Annotated in this window: 21 protein-coding genes, 1 tRNA gene and 1 rRNA gene; 11 read left to right on the top strand and 12 right to left on the bottom strand. The window is 58.1% G+C overall.

Going from position 1 to position 22968, the window contains the following annotated elements; translation table 11 throughout:
* Nucleotides 1-3 precede the first annotated feature (3 nt).
* Nucleotides 4-276 (top strand): DNA-directed RNA polymerase subunit L, encoded by a 273-nt coding sequence (locus tag GXX95_07595; protein NLT38004.1) that lies wholly within the window; start codon nt 4-6, stop codon nt 274-276.
* Nucleotide 277: 1 nt separating this feature from the next.
* Nucleotides 278-1579 carry a tRNA pseudouridine(13) synthase TruD gene (truD, locus tag GXX95_07590; protein ID NLT38003.1) on the top strand — a complete coding sequence of 434 codons (1302 nt, stop codon included), beginning with the start codon at nt 278-280 and terminating at the stop codon, nt 1577-1579.
* 45 nt (nt 1580-1624) lie between these two features.
* On the opposite strand, the gene GXX95_07585 is transcribed toward truD, so the two are convergent.
* Nucleotides 1625-6439: a tetratricopeptide repeat protein gene (locus GXX95_07585; GenBank protein NLT38002.1), complete on the bottom strand. Its 4815-nt coding sequence runs from the start codon at nt 6437-6439 to the stop codon at nt 1625-1627.
* Between the two features lie 750 nt (nt 6440-7189).
* On the opposite strand from GXX95_07585, the gene GXX95_07580 reads away from it, so the two are divergent.
* Nucleotides 7190-7265: transfer RNA gene (locus GXX95_07580), tRNA-Gly, on the top strand.
* Nucleotides 7266-7384: 119 nt separating this feature from the next.
* On the opposite strand, the gene GXX95_07575 is transcribed toward GXX95_07580, so the two are convergent.
* From GXX95_07575 to GXX95_07540, 8 genes are all read right to left on the bottom strand, one after another.
* Nucleotides 7385-7768, bottom strand: a complete 384-nt coding sequence (locus GXX95_07575; protein ID NLT38001.1) for a hypothetical protein — start codon at nt 7766-7768, stop codon at nt 7385-7387.
* A 5-nt stretch (nt 7769-7773) separates the two neighbouring features.
* The gene (locus GXX95_07570; protein NLT38000.1) at nt 7774-8103 is read right to left on the bottom strand and encodes a hypothetical protein; all 330 of its coding nucleotides are present in this window, start codon (nt 8101-8103) and stop codon (nt 7774-7776) included.
* 600 nt (nt 8104-8703) lie between these two features.
* The gene (locus GXX95_07565) at nt 8704-10431 is read right to left on the bottom strand and encodes a DUF5591 domain-containing protein (GenBank protein NLT37999.1); all 1728 of its coding nucleotides are present in this window, start codon (nt 10429-10431) and stop codon (nt 8704-8706) included.
* 43 nt (nt 10432-10474) lie between these two features.
* Nucleotides 10475-10834 carry a hypothetical protein gene (locus tag GXX95_07560; protein ID NLT37998.1) on the bottom strand — a complete coding sequence of 120 codons (360 nt, stop codon included), beginning with the start codon at nt 10832-10834 and terminating at the stop codon, nt 10475-10477.
* A gap of 4 nt (nt 10835-10838) precedes the next feature.
* Nucleotides 10839-11159, bottom strand: coding sequence for a DsrE family protein (locus GXX95_07555; GenBank protein ID NLT37997.1), 321 nt, complete (start codon nt 11157-11159; stop codon nt 10839-10841).
* A gap of 46 nt (nt 11160-11205) precedes the next feature.
* Nucleotides 11206-11505: a hypothetical protein gene (locus GXX95_07550; GenBank protein ID NLT37996.1), complete on the bottom strand. Its 300-nt coding sequence runs from the start codon at nt 11503-11505 to the stop codon at nt 11206-11208.
* A gap of 5 nt (nt 11506-11510) precedes the next feature.
* Nucleotides 11511-11921, bottom strand: a complete 411-nt coding sequence (locus GXX95_07545; GenBank protein ID NLT37995.1) for a pyridine nucleotide-disulfide oxidoreductase — start codon at nt 11919-11921, stop codon at nt 11511-11513.
* A gap of 97 nt (nt 11922-12018) precedes the next feature.
* Nucleotides 12019-12243, bottom strand: a complete 225-nt coding sequence (locus tag GXX95_07540) for a sulfurtransferase TusA family protein (protein NLT37994.1) — start codon at nt 12241-12243, stop codon at nt 12019-12021.
* A gap of 103 nt (nt 12244-12346) precedes the next feature.
* On the opposite strand from GXX95_07540, the gene GXX95_07535 reads away from it, so the two are divergent.
* On the top strand, nt 12347-12721 hold the full coding sequence (locus GXX95_07535) for a hypothetical protein (GenBank protein ID NLT37993.1): 375 nt from the start codon (nt 12347-12349) through the stop codon (nt 12719-12721).
* 59 nt (nt 12722-12780) lie between these two features.
* Here the strand turns inward: GXX95_07535 and GXX95_07530 are convergent, their stop codons facing one another.
* Complete coding sequence (locus tag GXX95_07530; protein ID NLT37992.1) at nt 12781-13839, bottom strand: DUF2117 domain-containing protein; 1059 nt, start codon at nt 13837-13839, stop codon at nt 12781-12783.
* Between the two features lie 271 nt (nt 13840-14110).
* Between GXX95_07530 and pyrB the strand changes: the two genes are divergently transcribed.
* Nucleotides 14111-15043, top strand: a complete 933-nt coding sequence (gene pyrB / locus GXX95_07525; GenBank protein ID NLT37991.1) for an aspartate carbamoyltransferase — start codon at nt 14111-14113, stop codon at nt 15041-15043.
* Nucleotides 15040-15495 carry an aspartate carbamoyltransferase regulatory subunit gene (locus tag GXX95_07520; protein NLT37990.1) on the top strand — a complete coding sequence of 152 codons (456 nt, stop codon included), beginning with the start codon at nt 15040-15042 and terminating at the stop codon, nt 15493-15495. The genes pyrB and GXX95_07520 overlap by 4 nt, the downstream gene beginning before the upstream one ends.
* A gap of 69 nt (nt 15496-15564) precedes the next feature.
* Here the strand turns inward: GXX95_07520 and GXX95_07515 are convergent, their stop codons facing one another.
* A complete protein-coding gene (locus GXX95_07515; protein ID NLT37989.1) occupies nt 15565-15954 on the bottom strand; it encodes a roadblock/LC7 domain-containing protein in 390 nt (129 codons plus the stop codon).
* A gap of 193 nt (nt 15955-16147) precedes the next feature.
* Between GXX95_07515 and fliE the strand changes: the two genes are divergently transcribed.
* Nucleotides 16148-16675: a flagellar hook-basal body complex protein FliE gene (gene fliE / locus GXX95_07510; GenBank protein ID NLT37988.1), complete on the top strand. Its 528-nt coding sequence runs from the start codon at nt 16148-16150 to the stop codon at nt 16673-16675.
* A 1-nt stretch (nt 16676) separates the two neighbouring features.
* Nucleotides 16677-16976 (top strand): hypothetical protein, encoded by a 300-nt coding sequence (locus GXX95_07505; protein NLT37987.1) that lies wholly within the window; start codon nt 16677-16679, stop codon nt 16974-16976.
* Here the strand turns inward: GXX95_07505 and GXX95_07500 are convergent.
* Nucleotides 16925-17326, bottom strand: a complete 402-nt coding sequence (locus tag GXX95_07500; protein ID NLT37986.1) for a winged helix-turn-helix domain-containing protein — start codon at nt 17324-17326, stop codon at nt 16925-16927. The two genes, GXX95_07505 and GXX95_07500, sit on opposite strands and share 52 nt — an antisense overlap.
* Nucleotides 17327-17524: 198 nt before the next feature.
* Here GXX95_07500 and GXX95_07495 point away from each other — a divergent pair, with 198 nt between their 5' ends.
* The 3 genes from GXX95_07495 (at nt 17525) to rrf (ending at nt 22967) form a co-directional block, all read left to right on the top strand.
* Nucleotides 17525-21961 carry a PKD domain-containing protein gene (locus GXX95_07495; protein NLT37985.1) on the top strand — a complete coding sequence of 1479 codons (4437 nt, stop codon included), beginning with the start codon at nt 17525-17527 and terminating at the stop codon, nt 21959-21961.
* Nucleotides 21962-22069: 108 nt separating this feature from the next.
* The gene (locus tag GXX95_07490) at nt 22070-22798 is read left to right on the top strand and encodes a DUF92 domain-containing protein (protein NLT37984.1); all 729 of its coding nucleotides are present in this window, start codon (nt 22070-22072) and stop codon (nt 22796-22798) included.
* Nucleotides 22799-22846: 48 nt separating this feature from the next.
* Nucleotides 22847-22967, top strand: a 5S ribosomal RNA gene (gene rrf, locus GXX95_07485).
* Nucleotide 22968 lies beyond the last annotated feature (1 nt).

Raw genomic sequence — 22968 nt, 5'->3', positions numbered from 1 at the left:
TTCATGCAACTTCAGCTCCTTGACAAGGATAAGGACTCCATACAGGTCCAGATCCGCGACGCCGATATGACCTTGATCCAGCCGCTCATCAGCGAGCTCCTGGCGGACGAGGGCGTGGAGGAGGTCAAGTGGGTTACTGGTCACCCCGATCTGGACATACCGGTGCTGACGATCAAGGTCAAGAGCGGCAAGCCCCAGACCGCGCTGAAGAGGGCTGCCAAGACCCTCTCCAATGAGTTCAAGGAAGCGCGGGAGAAACTAGAGAAGAGCAAGTGACATGCTGGAGTGCAGTTCCCGTGAGGCTGTCATAGGCCTCGAGGTCTATTTTTCTGATACCACTGGGATCGGGGGACGGCTGAAGCGTTCGCCCGAGGACTTTCTGGTCGAGGAGGTATCCTCCTTTCCCGAGAGGAACGATATCGGCCCCTATACCATAGCTCAGGTCACCGCCCAGAACTGGGAGATGAACCGTCTGGTGCGGGAGCTCTCCAAGGCCCTGGGCATCTCCCGGGACTCCATCGGGTTCGCCGGGACCAAGGACAAGAGGGCGATCACCACTCAGCTCATGTCGTTCCTGGCCCCCGTGGACCAGGTCATGGAAGTACATATCCACCAGGTCAGTGTGGAGGGGGCATATCGAGCGAAAAAGCCGCTCACGATCGGCGACCTCGTAGGGAACCGGTTCCAGATCCAAGTGAAGGAGACTGCTCTATCCGGAAACGATCTTCGATCGTCCCTCGATGGGACGGCGGCCGCCCTCGATCAACTGGGCGGCTATCCCAATTTCTTCGGGGTGCAACGTTTCGGGGCAGTGCGCCCGGTGACCCATGAGGTGGGGAGGTGGATCGTGAAGGGGGACTTCGAGCGGGCGGTCATGACCTACGCCGGGAATCCTGTACCTCAGGAAAGCGAGGCCGCCAGGGAGGCCCGCAAGAGGCTGGACGAGAACCGGGACTTCAGCGAGGCGCTGGATTACTTCCCCCGCACGCTGACCTTCGAGAGGATGATCATAGGCTTCTTGGCCCGCAACCCTGATGACTACATGGGAGCCATCCGGGTGCTGCCCCCCAACCTGCAGATGATGTTCGTCCATGCCTACCAGTCGTACCTCTTCAACCTCACGGTGAGCGAGCGTATCCGCAGGGGATTGCCTCTCAACCGCCCTCTGGTTGGGGACGTAGTCCTCCCCGTGGACCGTCAAGGTCTTCCGGACCACGATCACGGTGTTCCGGTAACATCGAAGAACCTGGACCTTGTGGAGAGGCAGGTCAGGAACGGCAGAGCGTACATAGGGGGAGTCCTCTTCGGATCTGAGTCCGTACTCTCCGAGGGGACCATGGGCGAGATCGAGCGCCTGATCATCGAGAGGGAGGGGCTGGAGGCAAAGGACTTCATGGTACCCCAGCTCCACCAGTGCTCCTCCAAGGGGAGCTGGAGGGAGATCCTCGGGAGGGTCAAGGACCTCCGGTACGAGGCCGCCGAGGACAGCGTCCGATTCTCGTTCGAGCTGAACAAGGGCTGCTACGCCACCTCACTTCTCCGCGAGTTCATGAAGAAGGGCGAGCTGATGGACTACTGAGCCAGGTCTTCCGTCGCTCAGGACCATCTGACCGGATGAGGTCGCTTACAACCGGCTCAGGTCACGCACCTCAGCCGCCGGTTCCGGCTCGGCCTCCAGGATCTCCCTCAGCTTCTCCCTCCGGTCGTCGGACCTTCTCACGGGAGGGGCGCGCTCATCCGGCAATATCTCCTCGGGCTCTGGCGCTGCTTCCACCGCCTCCATCTCATTGAGCTCTCCCTCTGCCAACGCAGCCTCTCTGGGCATGGTCTCCTCCACCATGCTCGCCGGCTGATAGATCTGCGGCTCGGGGGCGTCCTGCTGCAGCATCTCGATCTGCTCCTTCAGGGTGGGCGGGGCCTCTTCCACGCTCTCGGCGGCCGCACGGTATGCAGCCTGGGGGGCGTTCTGGACCGGCGGAGCGTTATATCGCTTCTGCGACTCCTGCACCAGCCTCTCCACCATCCTCTCCTTGTCCGGCCTCGCAGCCTTCAGCTCCCGCTCCACGGCCTTGTACTGCTTTTCACCGGCAGCGCTGTTGCGATCCGCCTCCGCCAGGCGCTTCATCGCCCACCGCTGCTGGATCGCCTTCCTCTGGGCCTCGGTCTCTATAAGGTCCCTGTCGTCCACGGCCTTGCCTATGGTCGCCCCATCGACGAAGTCGATGGCCAGCTGGCACCTCGGACAGATATCCAGGTTGGTTACGCAATCCATGCAGAACATGGTCCCGCAGCTGGGGCACACTGACACCGCCGCCCCCCCATGGAAAAGGCACTTGCGTCCATGGTACTGGCCGGTCTCCTGTTGATAAGTGACAGTCACCGCTTTGGAGCGGTCCACGGGCCTCGCGGGTGCGGCCTCCTCTCTCCTCTTCCTTTTGAACATCGGTCTTACCTCTTGCCTCTCATAGCTCCCCTCCACATCGGCAGGGTCCACTGTCTCTCGTGATCTGACACGCCCCTTTGCAACGGGTGCCTGAGGCGCATCCTTTGTTGACGGGGGCCGCTCCCTTGCTACCTGATACTGACGGGGCGCGGATGCTCCCGAGCTCAAGCTGTTGAGCATGCTCACTATCCGCCGGGCGGTGTACAGACCTACCTCCAGGTTCTGCATGATCCCCAGGGTGCTATGGGCGGACGAGGGCAGCTCCAGGGCCGCCCGCACCATCTTCTCGGTCTTCTTGTCCATGGCCTCAGGGGTAAAGTCCATCTTGTTGACGGTCTCGATGTACGACATGACCTTCTTGGCCTTTTCCACATCTCGGTCCGGCATGCTCATGTACACGTCGGCCAGGCGCAGCCCCTGCCTCTGATAGTTGGGGTTGCCCAGGGTGGCCATGAGGACATCGTGCGACAGCACTTCGTAGGCATGGAAGCGCCCCTCGTCCAGCCCCTCCACGTCCACTGCCTCCTTGGCCTGAAGGTATGCCGTAACCTCGTCCAGGGCGCTGAAGGGCAGCCCACAGTCCTTGAAGGCCTCCTCGCGCGTTACCTTGGCGTTACGGCGGTGCTCGTACTCCAGCACCCGGGCCGCGTATATGGAGATCTGCCGCTGCTTCAGCTTCAAATCCAGGGCGGTGTTGCCCTCCACTGCCGACTCTAGTTGCGGGTCCAGCTCCAGCGCCCGGTCGAAAGAACGCTTGGCGTGGTCGAGCTTGTCCATCTTCATGAGGATGCGACCCTTCCCGCTCCAGGCATACTTGTCCTGGGGCTCATTACCGATGACCGTATCGTAAGAACGCAGCGCCTCCTCATCGTCCCCCAGCCTTTCCAGCAGGGCGGCACGGTTGAGCCAGGCACGATTGTTGGTGCGGTCCAGGGCGATGGAACGGTCCAGGCTCTCCACCGCCTCTGGGAGCTTGCCGAGCTTGGCCTGCGCGATCCCTATACGCATCCACAGCCGAGCGTCGTTGGCGTTGATCTTGGCCGCATCAAGATACGAGCCAAGTGCGTCCTCGAGCCTGCCCAGTTCCTCCTCCGCCTTACCTTTGGACAGGTATGTGGCGGGATCGGGGGAGCCCAGTTCCGCGGAGCGGTCGAAGCACTTGATGGCCTCTTCCTTGTTGCCGAGCTTCAGGTGCACGTTCCCTTTGTATTTCCACACCTGAGGATCGTTGGCATTGAGCTGCAGGGCTGCTTCAAATGCCTCCAGTGCCTGGTCGTAGCTGCCCAGGGTGGCCAGGGCCCGTCCCTGGTCCATGCGGAAGGTGTGGTTGGCAGGAGTTATGTTCGCCGCATGATTGAAAGCCTCCAGCGCTCCGGAGGCATCGCGTGACATCAAAAGGGCCCGGCCTTTGTTGTCCAGCATGACCGAGTCGCCGGGGTCCATCTTCCACCCGCGGTCGAAGGCCTCGGCACCTCCTTGATAGTTGCCCAGGTCCATCAGGGCGATCCCCTTCTTGTTGTATAACGCCTTATCGCTGGTATCGAGCCTCAGGGCATAATCATATTCGATCAATGCCTCCTGTGTCCGGCCCAGCGCCTGCAGGGCGTCACCGCGATCGGTATGGGCGGACTTGGAACGAGGCTCGATCTGAAGCAGGAGGTTGCAGGCATCGATCACGCCTGTGTAGTCCCCCTTCAGCATCAGGGCCTCCTTCTTCTTCTCCAGCACCAGGTCGTCCCGCGGATTGCCGTCCAGGACCTTGTTGTACGTCCTAAGCGCCTCGTCCACCCTTCCCAGGGTCTGAAGGGAGGAAGCCTTGTCCATGGCGGCCGCCTTGTTCTTGGGATCCAGCTTCAGTATCTGGTCGCAGGTGGAGATCACCTCGTCCACCCTACCCAGGAGCTTCAGGGACCCCTTTTTGGCCTCCAGGACCTCCAGGTCCTTGTGGCCCAGGGCCAAGGCGCGGTTGTAGGAGTTCACGGCCTCGGCGTGCATGCCTAGCTTGGCGAGGGAGCGTCCTCTTTGGACCTGAGCGAACTTGTTGTCCTCGTCCACGGAGATGGCCCTATCGAAGCACTGGATCGCCTGGGAATGCTGGTCCATCATTGCCAGGGCCACTCCCTTGCTGATGAGTATGTTGAAATCCTGAGGGTCCAACTTAAGGGCCTCATCATAGGAGACTATCGCCTCCTCGTGCCTGCCGTCGGACACCAGGGCCATGCCGCGGGACCACCACAGCCTCTTGTCGGTAGGGTCCAGGGATATGGCCTTGGCCAATGCCTCCGCCCCTTCCGAGAACCGTCCCGTTGCATACAGGGTGTCCCCCTTGATCATCCAGAAGCTGGGGTCCGATGAGAAAAGCTGCGTGCCGTCCAGGGACTTCTCCAGAGCACGATCGTACTTCTTCTGATTGAACAACGAGATGCAGAGGTTGCGCAGGGCATCTTGGTTGCCTGGCTCCAGCTGCAGGGTCTGGTCGTACAGCTGGCAGGCCTCCTCCCTTCTTCCAGAGCGGTCCAGGGCCACTGCCGCGTCCACCATGGCGCTGGTGTTCTGGGGGTTGATCTCCAGTACCCGCTCGCACATCATCAGGACATCCTTGTCCTTGCCTATGCCCTTATATGCATCCTTCAGGGCCAGGAGGACCTTCTCCTTGTCCTCATGGGTCTTGAGGGCCTTTTCCAACATTTTTATGGATTCATGAAACCGGAGGGCTCTGCAATATGCCACTCCCAGATCGTACATGGTCTCGGGATCGTGGGGCTTATCGGCAAGTATCTCCTCGCAGTACTTGACGGTCTCATCCCCCATGCCCAGGGCCGCGGAGATATCTCTCTTGCGGGAGACCAGCTCCGGCTCCTTGGGGAACTGCAGCAGGGCGGTGTTAACCGCTTCGAGTCCTTCCTTGAAGCGCTGGGTCTTAACCAGGGCGGTGATCTTGCTCTTGTGGACAGCGAGCTCCGGCTTCTGCGCCAGCACGAGCGAGGCCGCATCGATCATCTCTGGCCACCTCTCCAGAGCTTGCAGGGTACGGTAATGGCCCTCCAGAGCGGAGAGGTAATCGGGATCGAGCTTCAGCGCGTGGGTATAGACCATCTCGGCCTCCTCAAACCGCTTGAGTTGTTCCAGCAAGGGGCCGACCTCGTTCCATGTCTCCTTCCTCTCCACGTCCGCTCTCAAGGCCTCCTTGTAGAATTTCACCGAGGCCTCCAGTTCCCCCGCGGAACGGAGCACCAGGGCCTTGCCAATGTTGGCGCTGAACGATGTCGGCTCGATGTCCAGCACCATATCGTATATCGCAGAGGCCTCATCGAAGCAACGCTCCTCCATCAGGATCTTGGCCTTGACCAGCATTACATCCAGGTTCTTGGGGTCATGAGAAAGAACATCGTCTAGAGCCTTGAGGGAATCATCATACCGCTTGCTGCGAAGCAGAGCTTCGGCCTTGGCCATGGTCCATCTCTTCTGATCATCTAGGGCGATGAGCGCGTCGTAGGTCTCGATGTCCGACGGGTCCATCTCCACTACCTTCTTCAGCACCGCGGCCGCCTGTTCTTTGTCCCCCGACTGCTCCAGGACCTTGGCCTTATCAAAGAGCAACTTCTTATCATTGCCCTTGAGCTCTATCGCTCGGTCCATCTGGGTGATGGCTTCTGCGGGTGATCCCTTCACCGCGAACGCCCGGGCCCTGGCGGACATGGCGGAAGGATTGGATGGGTTCAACGTCAGCGCTTTGTCTGCCGTCGCTAGAGCATCATCATATGATTTGGCCTTTAACATCACTCCTGAAAGGACGATCAGCAGATCAGCGTAGTCCTTGGAGTGGGGGCTCTCCTTGATACCTTCCCGAGACACCAGTTCTTTGACTGTCTCAAACTCGGCCAGTGCTTCTTGAACATGACCTTTTTCGATAAGCAGGTCAGCGCTCTCGACCAGCTTTCGAGCTCTATAGAGCCCTCTAAGCTCCTTATCGCGGAGCGATTCTAGAAATCCCATCCCATCACCTTTCTATCGAGAAGCATTGGGGTAGTTGCATAAAAAGGCTTTTCTATAAGTTACGAAAGATTGATTTTTGGCTACACAGTGTCGGACGGGCTCTTTCAAAGTGCATTAGGTTATACTATCTGGCATCACATTATTATCATCGTCAGCCCGTCCACTACAAATCATTAAATACAAGTTATATGTATTACCTTTCTTGTCGGACTAGTGTCGGACGCAATATCTTAGATGGGATGCAACAAAAACAGGCACGGATCGTTCCGCTGGCATGACATCGGTCCTGTTAAGGGTCGTTGGGTTGAGTTGTCAGGATGGGAGACAACAAGGCTGATCGTGGCGGTGGTGTGAGCACGGCCCCCTTTGGAGGAAGCGCAGGATGGGGCGCTTCCTCTACACCTTAATTTTTTCATCATGCTGTTATCGACAATATTCGTTCCTCAATCACTTGTATGCAGCACTTTGTCAGCAAGACTCTTGAGTTGTTCCAAGTTCTAATCAACATTCCGCACTTTAGAATCAATTCCACGTTCGAGGTTCTGTTCAAGATAGCTCTTGAAGGCAGGTATTGTTGGAGCTGGTGTTACGCACCCCCAGACATATCTTGAAAGCCTACTGTCGTTACCTTTTAAAGAGCTCGGTGGTGGAGTTGGTTCGGCCCATGTTCATCATTCTGGTAGCCGGGCCTAGGCCAGTGCCCTTGTGTTCAATAATCCTTTTAAAGGGGAAGTGAATTAGGGTGGGCGCGCAGGTGTAATCTAGTTGGTTAGGATTTTAGCCTTCCAAGCTAAACGCCCGGGTTCGAATCCCGGCACCTGCACCATCACCTTTCTTTCTTGATCCACGTCATCCATTGCGTATCCGTTTTGTGGCCATCTCCGGCGACCGGACGCCAAGACCTTAGATGAACGAATGGATCGATCTCGGATCATTTCTTGACCGTCATCCCTTCGCTTTCACCTCTCCGACCTGGGCGCACTTTGTCAGTACCTGGAACCGGGTCAGTGATTGAGGTATCATGACCTTGGTACAGTTCTTGATGGACATTACTCGCTTGTCGAACAGGTTCCAATCTACATCGTCCGTGAACTCCAGCAACTTTATGTTGTGGAACAGGACCGGGCCCTTCAACGACTCCAGGTCCTTCCGGGAGACGTTTAGGCTCGACAAGTTGCCGATGCGGTAGTTCGTCGTGCCAACATCATCGATCAGGGCCCGCATGACGATGGTAGTGAGCTCTCCTATGGAGAGGTTGCGCCTCTTGGCCTCTGCGGTAAAGTTAGAGTAGACATCGTCGTCAATTCCGCGGATGGTCACGTCGGTCATGGGGACTACCTGCCCCTCTTCTCATGGTTCCCACGCGTGGCGTACGCAGCGGCCAGGAAGAATGCACCCACGAACATGGCCAGTACCGGGAATATTGTGTACCATGGAAACCTGTAGCCGAGTATGTCCAGGAACCAGAAGGCCCCTATCAGCAGCAGGCCGGCCCCTATTACCGAGCCGAACCATCTTACGGCCCGTCCCTCGCTAGGGTCCATTTCGACCATGGGAACATAGGCGTCCTTTGGATCCGTTGTTCCCTCAGCACCCTTCTCCAGGAGCTGGCGTCTAACGTTCTCGCGAAATTTGGTATCGCTCCCAACATCGTCTGGTGTCATGTTATCCGTCATATTTGTCACCAAATCACCATTGCACCAAAGTATCAAATGCACCAATGAGTATATATTACTTACCATCGTCGGCGTTCCGCACCCCCATGGATCGGATCGAGATAGGTGCATCAGAAATGATGACGATCATATACTGGCTTAGCAAAAGAGCCCTAGAGGAAGGGCTAGCAAAAGCGACGTGTGGGGCACCGCCCCTCTAGTTCGATCAGAGTTTCCTAAGCGTCCGTTTATGCATCTCAAGCAGAAAAGTTGGTATCTATGTCACAGGCCTTCAGGCGAAGGCATCAAGGGTCTTTGCACTGCTCGATGACCATCTTTGCTTAGGATTGAAAGAAAAAAAGAAGGGATTTACGAGCGGGGCTGGGCAAACCCCAGGCTCGTTTGGGGATGACACAATATCGATGTTACAACTTACTCCATTGGCATGGTAGACATCTTCCCAACTGTTGTCTTCCTCGTCACCGGAGTCCATTGTCACACCACTGATCATGGAAACCGTTCTTCATTTAATATGCAGAACGGCCGGAGGTGACCGAAAACCGGAACCCCGTTTCGCTGTCTGGATTGTAACGTTCGTACCGAAACCGCTTACTTCCTCTTCCGCTTGTGCCGGACCCGCACCGCCTCTCCCCGCTTCAGCCGCACCATCTCCTCCCCGGACATGGCCGCCACGCCTACCCCTTCTACCTCCTCGCCCCTGAGTATGACGACCTCGTCCCCTGCCCGGATCCCTTCATCGGCATCATTTATCCCGACAGCGAAGAGATTGCCTCCCAGATCGAAATCCCCCATGCGAACAACGTTGATGTTCTGTCCCCTCAGGACCTCCCCGCCTTCCATGGTCAAGGAGAGCATGCCCCGCTCCGGGGTGAGCATACCCAATTGAACGCCTTCGCGTAGAAATTTCAGATAGGGGTACTTCCCTACGACCGTACACCCGTCCAGGAGCACACCTCCCTCCTTGCCGAACTGGAAGCGGGCCTGCGAACGGAGAAATTCAACCCGGTCCTGCGCCCGCGGGGCCTTGTCCGCATTCCCACATGCCTCCATCAGCACCTTCCTCAGACGCTCCAAGGACTCCGGGGCCGTGGTGCCCTGGCCCTGTGTGGTATCAACACAATCGAGGACCTCGCCCACGAAACCGCTCTCCGAGCCGAGATGGGATATTGTTGCCTGGAAACCGTAGCTGGCGGCCTTGCCTACAAGTTCCTGTATCATGCTGACCTCCTCGCGGTCCCAGTTTCCCGTGACCGGTATATCATACTGGGAGGCAGGATAGAACAGTTCCAGCTCCCGAGGGACCGCACCCAGAGGAGATGTCAATATCATCTCCTGCACGGCACATGAGTTGGGAATGGAGAGCAGGACCTCCTCGAATAACCGATGGCTCTTGGATGTGTAGTACGGCTTCTTGGCCGAGCAGGGTATCAGCAAGAGGACCTTTTTGTGAGGAGCAGGTTCCCATCTCTCCATCATCCTCCGGCGAAACCTCCACACGTCCGGCCGGAACAATGAGGCCTTGGAATTGCAGTAGAAGCGGGGACCGAGAACCGACGTGAGCCTTTCCTGGTGTGCGTAGTGCTCCAGATCGAATATCCGCAGAGCGGCCACCATCCAGGGGCTGGCGGTAACTCTCGTCTCCACCAGTTCCCGGAGACGACCGACCCGGAGCATGTGTCGCACCAGAAGCAGCTCTGACCATGCTGCCTGGAGATTTTGCGCTTCAACCGTCCCCGAGCTTTCCATCAGCCACATGGCATCATCGGCCTTCACGGCACCCTCCGTCAGGAGAACCCTGCCCCTGGCCGCCTGATATAGGGGAAGCGAGGAGTCGAAGAGGTCCACACCCATGTAGGCCAACAGGGCCAGGTTAGAAGGCTCCATAAGTCCCGGGGCATATATGAGCTTGGACGGACCCACGGCCTTCCGCAGCGCCACGAGGTTCTCCACGAAGGTCCGTGCGTCCCTTCTGAGCTCGAAGGCGTTCCCCAGCACAAAGACCTCCTCCTCCCGCTCCCACAGTCCCTCGCAATTCCTTCCCCGGACGATAACGACCTTGTCACCCTCCTCCAGGGAAGCAACCTCGCGGAAGGAGTCATTAGGTTTGATAATCCTCTGCTCGAAGCCGCCGTACTCCTCCTCTCCCGATCCCTGGATAGAGATTCGCTCTCCACTGGTTATGGTAAGATCTGCGTAGCTAGGGGGCCGATGGACCGGGGTATCCACGAACAATATGTTGGGGAGATCGACCTTGGTCTGTCCGAACGACCATCTGCCGGAACGGGCAGGTCCAGAGCGGTCGATGATATCGAGCATGAACGTTGATTGGGCTCTTCCTTAAAAAACAATGTGAAGGTGTTTAGAAGGTGTTCACCAACTGGTAGGTGCTTATGACCTCTCTGGCCTGCTCCCAGGTGATCATGTTCACACCTTCCAGGACCTCTGTGTCGTCCACCCTTTGGCGCAGGTCCTGCTCCACGCAGTAGATGACGCCATCCAGGTCCATGAAGTCCTGTAGCGCGGCCAGGTTGGATGGCATTCCCACCGCCTCCGATCTCTGGTCCTTGCATGCGTTGAGGGTTCCGTCCCCGATGAGAAGTATGGTCGCGTTCTCCATAATGCCGCTGACCTTGCATCCCAGGGCAAGCCTCGCACCTGCGAAGGCCTCCTCCAGCCCGTACGGTCCCTTGGTGATCAATACCAACAAGCTCTCGGCCATCTACTCACCTCGCTATCGTGACCAGCCGGTCAGCCTCGGATGCCATTCGGGAGAAGTCGTTGGTAATGCTGCCGATCTTGGTGCCGGGTATCTCCTCTCCCCTCTTGAAGCCCCGGGCGTTGCAACAGGTCTCGCACACCGCCACCTCCAATCCTTCCTTGGTCATGGACTGCACTTCCTTCCCCACGTTGGGGAAGCGCTTGGGGTCCTGTCCCTCCTTGATGAGGAAGACCCCTTCCCCGTATCCGAACACCGTGACCTTGTGGCCCTTGTCCATAGCCGCTCTTGCTAGCTTTACCGCCACGTTGGTGTCCATGTTCATCATGGTGCCGGTCCTCAATTGTATGCACAACGTACCCATCTTCCGCACCTCACAGGGTTATCGTCTTGTCATAGTCTTCCATGATCAGATCGACCGCCCTTGGATAATCGATCTCCTGGAATCCCTCTCCTGGCCGTAGCTTGAAGCCTCGCGCTTGAAGATCGTCCCCCATCACGAATATCTCGTCCGCGACATCGGCGATCTCTTCCTTCTTATCCTTGAAGACCGAGTACAAAGTAGCATCCTCAAGGAGCAACGCTCCGATCTTATCCTCCCCACCCAGAGCGGCCATGGCGTCAAGCGAGTGGTACTCATGGGGGGCCTTCAACAATATGAACAGAGTGGACATAGATCTCACCCGATGAAGTACTGCATGTCGGAGTCCGCGGCAAGGTCCAGGAACCCTGCGGCACCCAGGACCTTCACCCCATCCACCATCTTGTCCTGGGTAACGTTCATGAGCTCCATGGTGGTGCTGCAGCCGTACAAGTTCACGCCCAGGTCCAGGGCCATCGTAAGCTGGTCCGAGAAGTTGCCCACGCCAACGTTGGCCATGCGCTTCACGAACATACCGGTGAACAGCCTATACATACCAGGCAGCTTCGGCTTCGCTCCTTTCTTGAGGAGGTTCAAGCCAAAGAAGGAGAAGAAAATATGCACATCCATCCCCATGCTCGCGGCGGTGTTGGCGATCATCATCGCCATCATTCCCTTGTCGAATGTCCCCTCAGAAACGACGATCATCAATTTCTTCGTATCTGCCATCAAAGTGCCTCCGTTATTTCATTCCAAATGCTAGCTCATCTCTTGCGAACTCAGGATTGCATGCTTGAAGGTATCATCCCTGGCCTCTCTCACGCTATCACTTAAGCTTCTTTATGCGATAGATGTAGACCCCGTTCTCTTCGCGGGTCTCCACCAGTTCGTTGCCGGTCCTCTGACACCATGCTGGCACGTCCGCCTTGGAGCCCACATCGGTCGCCAGTAGCTCTATCTCGTCCCCCACGTTCATGGTCTTGAACTTTTTAGCCAACTGGACGATGGGCATGGGGCACATGAGCCCCTTCGCATCCAATACTTCCACCATAGCTTCACATCCACGGTTTTGCACGGTTTTTCACTAACTATATATAACCGATGCTTTATAATGATTTGCCATGAACGGTAAGGATACGTGGGGTGCCAGCTGATTGTCACCGCAGAAACCCATATCGTCCATATCCACATGCAAGGACATCGTCCAGTGTGCCTTTAGCCTCAATGATTTCGAAGTTGAGGTTTTCCGCTCCGCCTTCAAGCAAGGGCCCATGCGAGCTGATGAATTGGCCGACCTCATGGGGGTGGAACGTTCAAAGGTGTACAGGGCTTTACAGAAGCTCCTGAGCTGCGGCATGTGCATACGTGAGACCAGGAGCCTGGAGAAGGGGGGCTACTACCACGTCTACAGCACCATCGACCGGGACGTATTGAGGTCAAAGATAGAGAGGTGCATCGGAGAATGGAACGAGCGCATGAGGGACGCGATGGCCCGATTCGATGAACGTTCTGCGAACGACATAGTTTGAAGATCCCCGATGGAGATTCGTTCCTACTGGATCTTTCCGAACGCCGATCGTTCCGAACTTCAGATCATTCTAGTGACGTCCAACAATGACGGTCCGGCCATGCGGGCGATGCGCTCGGCAAGGGCCGAAAGATCGCCGTCGTACTCCGTCTCATCGCCGCCGTGAAATATCTCTGCTCGGACCTTTTCACCCAACTGATCATCGTTGCCCGGCCTGAGCTTTACTATCATAGTGCCGGGAGCGAAGGAGCTATCGGTGCATATGCCATCCTCGTCCCCATCCACAATACCTATGACTGGTACCCCCAGACGAGCAAGGAGAGCTGAGCACACTCGGGTCGTATCGTCCCCTACGGTGACCGCCGCCCGGGACCCCCGAGCCCTGAAGATGGAATCCTCACCCTTATGGTCCACGAGGATCAGCCTGCTCCCTCCGGCCGTCCCTACTGCCCGGGCGGGGGAGCTTGTTCTTCGTACCGAGCCCGAACGGATGATGGCCGTACCCAGGTCCGTCACCCTCACTCTCTCCAGGCCATGGGCCTTGACGTCGACCCCCTCGAAGTATAGGCGGCCGCCGCACATCCTGATGGTGACATCGTCTGATGTAGCTCGACCGACCACAGTACCATTGATCCAGATGTTCTCCCCGGGCCGCACGCCGCTGATGGCGCGGACGCCCTCCCGCTGCTCACAAGATAGAGGGGCCCTTATCCTATCTAGGTCCCGCTCCCGGAACAGCGAGGCCAGCTCCTTGTTCAGTTTCCCCTCCCAAACAATGAAGAAATCCCTGTCCGCCTGCACCATGGGACAGCGTAGGGCAGGAGGTACATGCTCCCAGACCAACCTTCCGAACGCTTCTCCGGACCCTCTGTCCTTGGACCAGTTTAACAAAAGAACAATATCGCTGGTACGGCCCAGCCTCGCCACGGCCTCGGAGACAAGCTCCCGCCGTGACGCATCGATTCGCTCCTCCATGCCTGCGTCAAGCACGGCGGCCAACCCCATGGCCCCTCCCAGTGTCGCCTCCACCTCATGGTCCTGGGACAAGCGGTCCAGGAACCACCTGGCCATGCCTGAATCGAGGGCCTCTGGACCGTGCACGACGATGCCATATCTCACAGAACCACCTCATAACGCGCGGGGTCATCACACTTGCGGTAGTTGATCCCGACGAGCGAGCCCCCACTGCCATCCAGAGTGGGACCGCAAGATGTGCTCAAATACAAACGACCCGACATAGATGGGGCGATAATTCATCATACGCCCGCGGAGCAGGACCGCCTACGATGTAGGGTCGCGATGTTCCGTCCCAGTCCGTTCCGGTCAATCCAGTCCATTAGGGGATTGGATAGCTATTATTACCCCCCTTGGACATTCTCAAATGACCTCCATGACGTTCAAGGGACTGGATATCGTGTCCATCCGCGACCTGACCATCGACCAGATCGAGCAGGTCCTGGACCTTTCCGAAAAGATGATGCCATATGCCACAGGCGAGAAGACGTGCAAGGCCTTGGACGGGAAGATCCTGGCCAACCTGTTCTTCGAGCCTTCCACTCGCACCCGGCTGTCGTTCGAAAGCGCCATGTCCCGCGCAGGTGGGAAGTGCATTGAGATCACCATGCCTCAGACGTCCTCCACCGTTAAGGGCGAGACCTTGGCCGATACCATCAGGATGGTGGAGGCCTACTCCGATGCCATCGTTCTGCGCCATCCGCACGAGGGGGCCTCCCGACTGGCTGCTCACTTCTCCAGAAAGCCGGTCATCAACGCCGGGGACGGGGCCGGGCAGCACCCCACACAGACGCTCCTGGACCTGTTCACAATTAAACAGCAGCTGGGGGGCATCTCAGGAAAGAACGTGGTTCTGGTCGGAGATCTAAAATACGGAAGGACCGTCCATTCATTGGCGGAGGCCCTGGCGATGTTCGGTGCGGAGCTGACGTTCGTAGCCCCGCCCCTCCTGCAGATGCCCAACGAGACGGCCAAGCTACTTGAGAATGAGGGCGTCAAGGCCCGCCTGTGCTCGAACCTGGAGGACGTCATCGCCGATGCGGATGTTCTCTACGTCACGCGCATCCAGAAGGAGAGATTTCCGGACCTGTCTGAGTACGAGAAGGTGGCCGGCTGCTACCGCATAGACAACATCCTGTTGAGGGAGGCAAAGAAGGGCCTGGTCATCATGCACCCCTTACCACGCGTGGACGAGATCGCCCCCGAGGTGGACATGACCGAGAACGCCAAGTACTTCCAGCAGGCCTTCAACGGGGTGCCAGTGCGCATGGCTCTGCTGACCATGATCTTAGGAGGGGAGCTGAGATGAAGGACTTCAGGGTTACGCCGATCAGGAACGGTACTGTGATCGACCATATCGAGTGCGGCCAGGCCCTCAAGGTCCTGCGCATCATCAAGGTGACCGGCGACGTCCGATCGACTGTGTCGGTGCTCATGCACGTCCCTTCGAAGAAGGAGGGCTGGAAGGACGTCGTCAAGGTCGAGGACCGGGAGCTGGACCCCCGGGAGGTCGACAAGATCTCCCTAATCGCCCCCAAGGCGACCATCAACATCATCCGGGACTTCAATGTCGCCGAAAAGTACAGCGTCACCATGCCCGATGTCGTTAAGGGAATAATCAAATGCGGCAATCACAACTGCATCACCAACAAGAACGAGCCGGTGGAGCCTGAGTTCATCGTCGAGTCCAAGCTCCCGGTCGTCCTCAGATGCAAATACTGCGACCGCAACCAGGAGGACTTCGCCGAGAGGCTGGCATAGGTCGATCAAAAGGTCCGAGAAAGAATATCGCGGGGCGAGGACGTGGTCCTCGTCACCGCATAGACGAGATCACCGGAGCCAGACGAGCTCTTCCTTGGTCCTGGTGACTATGCGGTTCATGCTCTCCAGTATAACCTGGTCCTCTATATCGCGGTCCACCGTGGCCACGATTAGAAGGCTCGAGGAAAGCTCGGATATGAATAGCTTGGTGTTTCGGAATACTGCTATGAGGTACTCGATCTTGTCTTTGAAAATGTCGTTCTTGGTGGCCTCTGCGGCCGAGAACATGATGGCGGCCATGGCCGAGAAGGTTTCCGCTCGAGCCGAGGATGCTGCCTTGCCCGCAATCATGAGACCGGTCTTCGATACGATAGTGATGCTCTGAACGTTCTTCCCCTGTGGGAACTCCCCACGGATGATTTCGTCAAGGATGTTCTCGACAGACTTGGCGTCCTGCACAGACCTTCCTCCACCCAGTGAACCCACGTTCCCCTAGGTCTTGGTGTATAAGAGGGAGCTTGATTATATCCTTTCCGCATTTGGTTACCTGGTTCCATACTATCTCGCGATGTAGCACCTTTCCCGTCCGTTTCCCGTTATACGAGAAAAAAGACATGTATGACATCACCGATGCTTCCAGACAAGGCGGTCCATGAACAAGGTCCTCGTAGTAACGGGAATGCCTGGTGCGGGCAAGGAGGAGTTCGTAAAGGTCGCACAGCGGAAAGGATACGCCATCATCCGCATGGGCGACGTCGTCCGTCAAGAGGCAGAGCGACAGGGCGTGATCATGGACGACAAAGGGATCGGGGGGTTCGCCACCTCAGAGCGGCAGGTGCATGGCCCAGAAATATGGGCACGGCGGTGCCTGGACATGCTGGGACCGGGGCCGACGGTCATTGACGGATCCCGCAGCTTGAGGGAGATGAAGGCCTTCCGCTCGGCCCTCGGGGAGGATACTGCGCTGGTGGCCGTTCACAGCTCTCCTGCCGTCCGTTTTGAGCGCCTACGTAAGCGCAACCGTTCTGATGCTCCACGGAGCATCCAGGAGTTTGCAGATCGGGACGAACGGGAACTGGGCTGGGGCCTGGGCTCTCTGATAGCCATGGCCGACATCATGATGGTGAACGAGGGCACCTTGGAGGAGTTCCATGCTCTTGTCGACAAGGAGTTGATGTGACATGGTGAAGTACAGGCTGATCCGTCTGTGCAAGGAGGACGCCATGTCGGTGGTGCCCCTGGAGATGCACCGCTACGATATGGAATCGGCCACAGAGCTGTTGAAGGAAAAAGGATATGAGGTCGTGGCCCAGGGACCGATGGTCGTCATCAGGGACCTGGACCACGAAGCCACTTTCTATCCGAGCGGCCGCATCCTTCTCTCTCATGTGGAGAACAAGGAGGTGGCGGCTTCAGTGGCAGATAGGATCTACGATATAGTCGAGGGTTCGATGGAGCCGGTGCCTTCCAGAAGGTCCTGAGGCATTTCCTGGCGCATTGGTGCTTTCAGCGGCTTCTCGAGGTCCTCAGGGCCAAGGCACAGATCGGCGATGGATCCGTCGCGGTAGCTGACTACGAGCTTCAACCGGTCCTCTTCCAGACGGAGCTCGATGGAGCGCAGGTTGGATATGTAGGACATCTCCCGGCGGTCAATGCTCGCCCGGCTGATGATCTTGTTCTGCTCCATTTCCTTTATCATGCGGTAGCAGCGGGACATCGACATCCGGCTTGCGGAAGCGATCTCCTTGGCCGACCTTGGCTTGAGGTCGATGGCTGATAATATTCTCCTGCTGTCCAAATCACAGGTTAGCTGTGCTATGTCGAAGTACACTTTTGCATCCCATCCTAAGATAAGGACCGATAAATAAATATAAAGGAGTTGGTCCCCGATTATCCATCCTGATAGCCTGGCCTCATTTTTAAATTGTCCAGTGTCATATAATTCTCGATTCATTTTTTGAAATTAGTATTCACCCAGGTAGAATTAAATACGCTGGCTCTCTGCCATCATATAAAAGGTGGAGGAGGCATGGGGAAGAAGAGCGCGTTCCTCTGGATAATTCCGGTCCTTGCTGCAGCCCTGCTGCTGGCAGTCCCCGCGTCCTTTATCATAACTAGCGTTCCCGCGGTCAATGAGGCCGCAACCCCCTCCATCCCCTATAACGCTGACAGCATCTTCTCTGAGGGTACGATCTTCGATTCGTTCCGTGAACCACTAGACCTTCCCGGGGAATTGAGGGACATGGCCCTGGGAGAACTGAACGGGGACGGCATCACTGATGTGGCCGTCGCCAACGCATCTTCCATCATGATCTACCATGGTCTGGGAGATGGCTCGCTGAGCGCTGTATCCACAACGCTGACCCGCGGAGGTATGGATGACATAAGGAGCCTGGCCATAGGAGATCTGGACGGGGACGGTAAGGACGATTTGGCCGCGGCCTACACCAACATCAGCGGGGAGAACCCCAAGGTGACCTTGTTCTACCAGAACACCGGCTTCTCCACAGCGCTGGATGTTGGAATCTTTCCCGATCCCCAGCGGGTGGTCATAGGTCACTTCGAGGGGTCTAGCTACAACAGCCTGGCGGTGGCCTGCCGGGGGGACCCGGGAGAGGGCATCGATGCCAACATCTCCCTCATCCGATGGCCCTTCACCCAGACATATCATCAGGTCCAGATCGGCGTCTCCCAAATGGCCGATATTGCCTATCTCACAGCAGGATACGACGGCTCGGACGGCCGGATCGACCTCATCGCCGGAGAGCCAGGCGGCGATCGGGTCCTGGTCCTTACTCAGCCATCCACCTTCTCTCCGGCCTGGAGCATGAGGAACGTGGAGATTGGAGGATCGCTCACGGACGTCCAGATGGTGAACTATACTGGCAACGGACCAAAGGACCTCGCCGTGATCAATTCGGGTGAGGAGCGGGTGGAGATCCGGGCCAATACTGGTTCTGGCATACCTGCTTCGGCCACCGCCATCATCGACGGGTTTGGCAATGCTGTCGCCATGTCCTTCGGGCACCTCTCTGGCTCGAGCCGTCCCGACCTCGTACTTGTATCGGAGGATGATACCTGTCGCGTGTACACAAATGAAGGAGGTACGGTGGACGCAGAATACGATCATCGGTTCCCCATCGAAGATCGTCCGGTGAAGATGCTCGCTCTTGACCACGGTTCCAGTGCAGATGGCATCTATGTACTATCTAACGGAGGGGCAGGGGACGCTCCCTCCCTCGCCTTCTACCCATACGTCAACGGCACGATCGGCAACGCCGATGTGAACGTCTTCCGCGAGGGCGGTAAGTTCACCGCGCTATATGCCGGAAACCTCTCCTTCGATGCCGTGGTGGCCATCGTGGATGGGGAGGACCTGGTCACGATCTCTGATATCGCCGGAGAGGCCCAGGCGACCCTACCCGCTCAGGCTGGTCCTTGCGGGCTCTACATCGGCGATCTTGACGGCGATGGTACCGATGACCTCGCGGTCCTGAACGGTGATGCAGGGACCGTCAGCGTGTTCAGGGGCAGCAGCGAAATAATGACCAAGGGAGTACCCGATGCCATCGTCTCACTAGGCCTGACGTCCCCCCGTTCCATATGCGGAGGGTACATCGGGGCACTGGGCGAGGGAGTGCTGGCGGTGGGCGGAAGCGATGGAGTGGAGATCGTCTACCACCCTCTGTCCACGCCCGTGCTGGAGAGTATCGGTGCGGGTACAACGGGGAACCGCACCGCTGTGTCCATGGGCAAGATCTCGTCCACTTCTGTGAGCGGAGGGATAGCGGCCCTCAACGAGGGCACAGGACGGATCGAGATCTACTTGGTGAAGGGGTCTCCCTCGATCGGAGACTGCTACCCGGATACACCGAATGCATGGCTCAACATGGTGGGCCGGGCGCCCACCTCCATGACCATGGGGGATTTCAACGGTGACGGGCGGGACGATGTGGCGGCGGGGTCGGCCCAGGGGCAGGTGAGGGTGTTCTTGAATAGCGACCTGGGGTTCTACGGTGACACACCGGCATCCATCACCTCGCACCTGCCAGGAGCTGTCTCGCATGTTAGCTCCGCCGATCTCAACGATGACGGACTGGACGACATCTCCGTGGGATACTCCTCCATATCCAAGGTAGGTCTCCTCCTAAGCACCGGAAGCTCGTTCTCCAACAACATCAACCTCTCCGCCGGAGGTCGAGCGGCCGGCATCTTCGCAGGGGACATCAACGGTGACCAGCGGGACGACATTGCTGCCTCCTCATCATCCAGCGGGGCCCTGAGCATATGGTTCCAGAGGAACCTTGCCCCATCGCCCCAGGCTTGGCTCTCTGATCTTACCCCTATCGAGGGGGGCAACATGGCCTTCGATGCCGGCAACAGCAGCGACTCCATGTCCGACCGCCCCTCGCTGACATACCTCTGGGACTTCGGTGACGGGAACACCTCCACGGCCGTCAGTGGGCATCATGCTTACGGGGCCAACGGCTCCTACGACGGCTACCTGGAGGTCACCGACCGGGCAGGGATGAAAGGGCGGGCGGTCTTCCATGTGGTGGCCGAGGATGCCGGACCCGTGGCGGCCGTGTACCTATCCTCGACGACCATCCACGAAGGAGGGCTCATTGGCTTCTTCGACGACTCCTCATCCTTCCCCGACAGAATAACGGCCTACCGGTGGGTGTTCGGGGACTCCAGCCCGCCGGTGTCCACGCGCGATGCGGAGCACCGTTACCTGACCAAGGGCACATATGTGGTCACCCATACGGTGTGGGACGAGGACGGCGACATCAGTACGACCAACGTCACCGTGGTGGTCCAGGACCTGCCACCAGTGGCCTCGTTCAGCTCGCCCAAGTATTCCTTCTCGGAAGGTGAGACCATCCACTTCACTGATGCCTCCTACGCCTATGACGGCATCGCCTCGTGGTCGTGGGACCTCGGGGACGGGCGGATTCTGACAACCCGGAACGTCACCACATCTTACCCAGATCCCGGACAGTACATCGTCGCGCTTACCATTGTCGACCAGGAGGGTCAGGCATCCTCGTTCAATCACACCATCACCGTGCTGGGGACCAATCCTGGGGCGGGAGAACTGGTCGCTGTGGCGGGGGGCGTGAGCTTCCCCATGGACGAGCCCATAACCTTCAGGGTGTCTGCATGGCAGCACTACCTCCCGATCGTCAGGTACGCGTGGGACCTTGATCACGATCCCTCATCAGGGTTCAACGAGACCCCGGGCATCTCGGTCAATCAGACCACCTGGTCGTTCCGAGCACCGGGAGAATACCAGGTGTGCGTGCGCATATACGACACCAATTCATTCACCGAACGCTTCCTGACGGTGGCCATCAACGATGTCCTGCCTACAGCCAGGTTCGTCAGCCAGACCGCCGGTGGAGGACACGTGACGTTCGATGGGAGCAGCAGCCTGGACTCGGCCACGGACATCTCCGACCTGGAGTACCGCTGGTACTATGGCGACGGCAGCGGCTGGACCTCATGGTCCAACATCAGCTATGTGCAGCACCAGTACTCGACGGATGGCATATACCAGGCCTCTCTGGAGGTGCGGGACCGTTGGGGGGAGGTGGACTCCGTGACCGGCAATATCGTCGTGGACACCAGCGCACCCTCTATCGACCTGGACGATGCCGCGGTGCAGACCGAGGCCTATGCCGGAGAGGAGGTAGTGGTCCGTGCTAAGGTCACCGATGTCTCCAACATCGAACGTGTCCTCCTGTTCTACCAGTGCGGGGACGTCAACGGGACGTTGGTTATGAGCAGGATCACCGGGACCGATACCTATGTGGCCACCATCCCCGCCCTGCCCCTGACCGGTCCTTTGACCTTCCATGTCGAGGCCGAGGATGCAGGCGGGCATAGCTCCCTGTCCGCGACCATGAACGTGAAGGTCGTGGAGAGGCCGGACAGCATTTGGATGTTGGCATTGGCGGCGGCAGCGACAATCGTCGCTTCCCTCCTCCTGCTGTACTTCCGGAGGACCACCATGGTGGTCGATGAGGTGTTCATGATATACCGTGACGGCAACCTCATGGCCCATCAGACCCGGAGGCTCAAGCCGGGGATGGACGATCAGATAATGGGAAGCATGCTGGTCGCCATCCAGGACTTCGTGCGTGACTCCTTCAAAGAGGATGCATCCACCGGGCTGAACAGGATGGACTTCGGGGAGAGGAAGGTCCTGGTGGAGAAGGGGGACAACATTTACCTGGCAGTGGTGCTCCACGGAAAACGCGAGGGAAGGGTGCCTCATATCATGAGGGAGGCCATCTCCCATACTGAGGAACGGTTCTCCGAGACCCTCGGAGAATGGGACGGGGACATGGACAAGGTGAGAGGTATCAACGCAGAGGCCAGCAGGCTGCTGCGGGGAAGTGTGCTGGACCTTGCACCGCGGGAGAAGAGGCGCGATCCCGAGGGTCCCGGCAAAGCTTCCTAGAGCCCTCTTATCTCATCTCGATGGGCGCCTCTCTAGCGTCGGATGCTTCCCTTCGTCCTCCTGGCTCCTTCTGACAAGATTAATATGCGACCTCCCTGTTGAACTCTCATGCTCAGCCTGGAGAGCCTGGCCATAGTGCTGGTGTTATGCGCAGTGCTATCCCTCCTTTCCTATTGGTTCGGTCTTCTGACCCTGAGCGGCTCCATAGCCTCCTTCCTCGTGGGGATCATCATCGGAGGCCTAGGCTCCATAGGTTGGCTCCTGACCCTAATCGTGTTCACGTTCATGGGCTTCTTCGTAACCAAGTTCCGGTTCCAGACCAAGGAGACCAAGGGCCTCCAGGAAGGGAAGAAAGGGGAGAGGACTTACCGCAACGTCCTCGCCAACGGGCTGGTGCCGGCGGCGGTGGCCGTCATATCCTTCCTCCTGGGAGGGCAGGAGACGGCCCTGGCATCCATAGCCTACATATCCTCAATAGCCGTTGCCGCCGCTGACACCACGGCCAGCGAGCTCGGCGTCCTGTCCGATCGAGCCTACCTCATCACGACCGGAAAGCGGGTACCACCAGGGACCGATGGCGGAGTGTCCGTCCTGGGGACATGGTGGTGCATCGTCGCCTCCATAGCCGCATCCTATACTGGCTGGCTCTTCGCCTTCCAACAGCTTTTCGATCCCCTGCTCATCATCCCCGTGGTCATGGGAGTGGCGGGTTGCATGATGGACAGTCTGATAGGGGCCACGCTGGAGCGGAGGGGGATGGTAGGAAAGTTGCAGAACAACATACTGTCCATGGCCTTCGGGGGCGCAATGGCGGCCGTTATCTACGTACTCCTGTGACCCGACCGAGGAAATCCTTTTATATGACCTCCCTATTCTGAGCTTTGGTGTGACGGCCACAGCGGCGGGGATACACCCGGTCCCATCTGAACCCGGTAGTTAAGCCCGCCAACGTTCCATGCTGTACTGCGGTGCGCGAGCCCGCGGGAACCATGGGGCGCTGTCAGCCA

This window comes from Methanomassiliicoccus sp., from assembly GCA_012719175.1.
Lineage (GTDB): Archaea > Thermoplasmatota > Thermoplasmata > Methanomassiliicoccales > Methanomassiliicoccaceae > UBA6.
The sequence above is the reverse complement of the archived record's forward strand: the minus strand, read 5'-3'. Positions and strand labels throughout refer to the sequence as shown.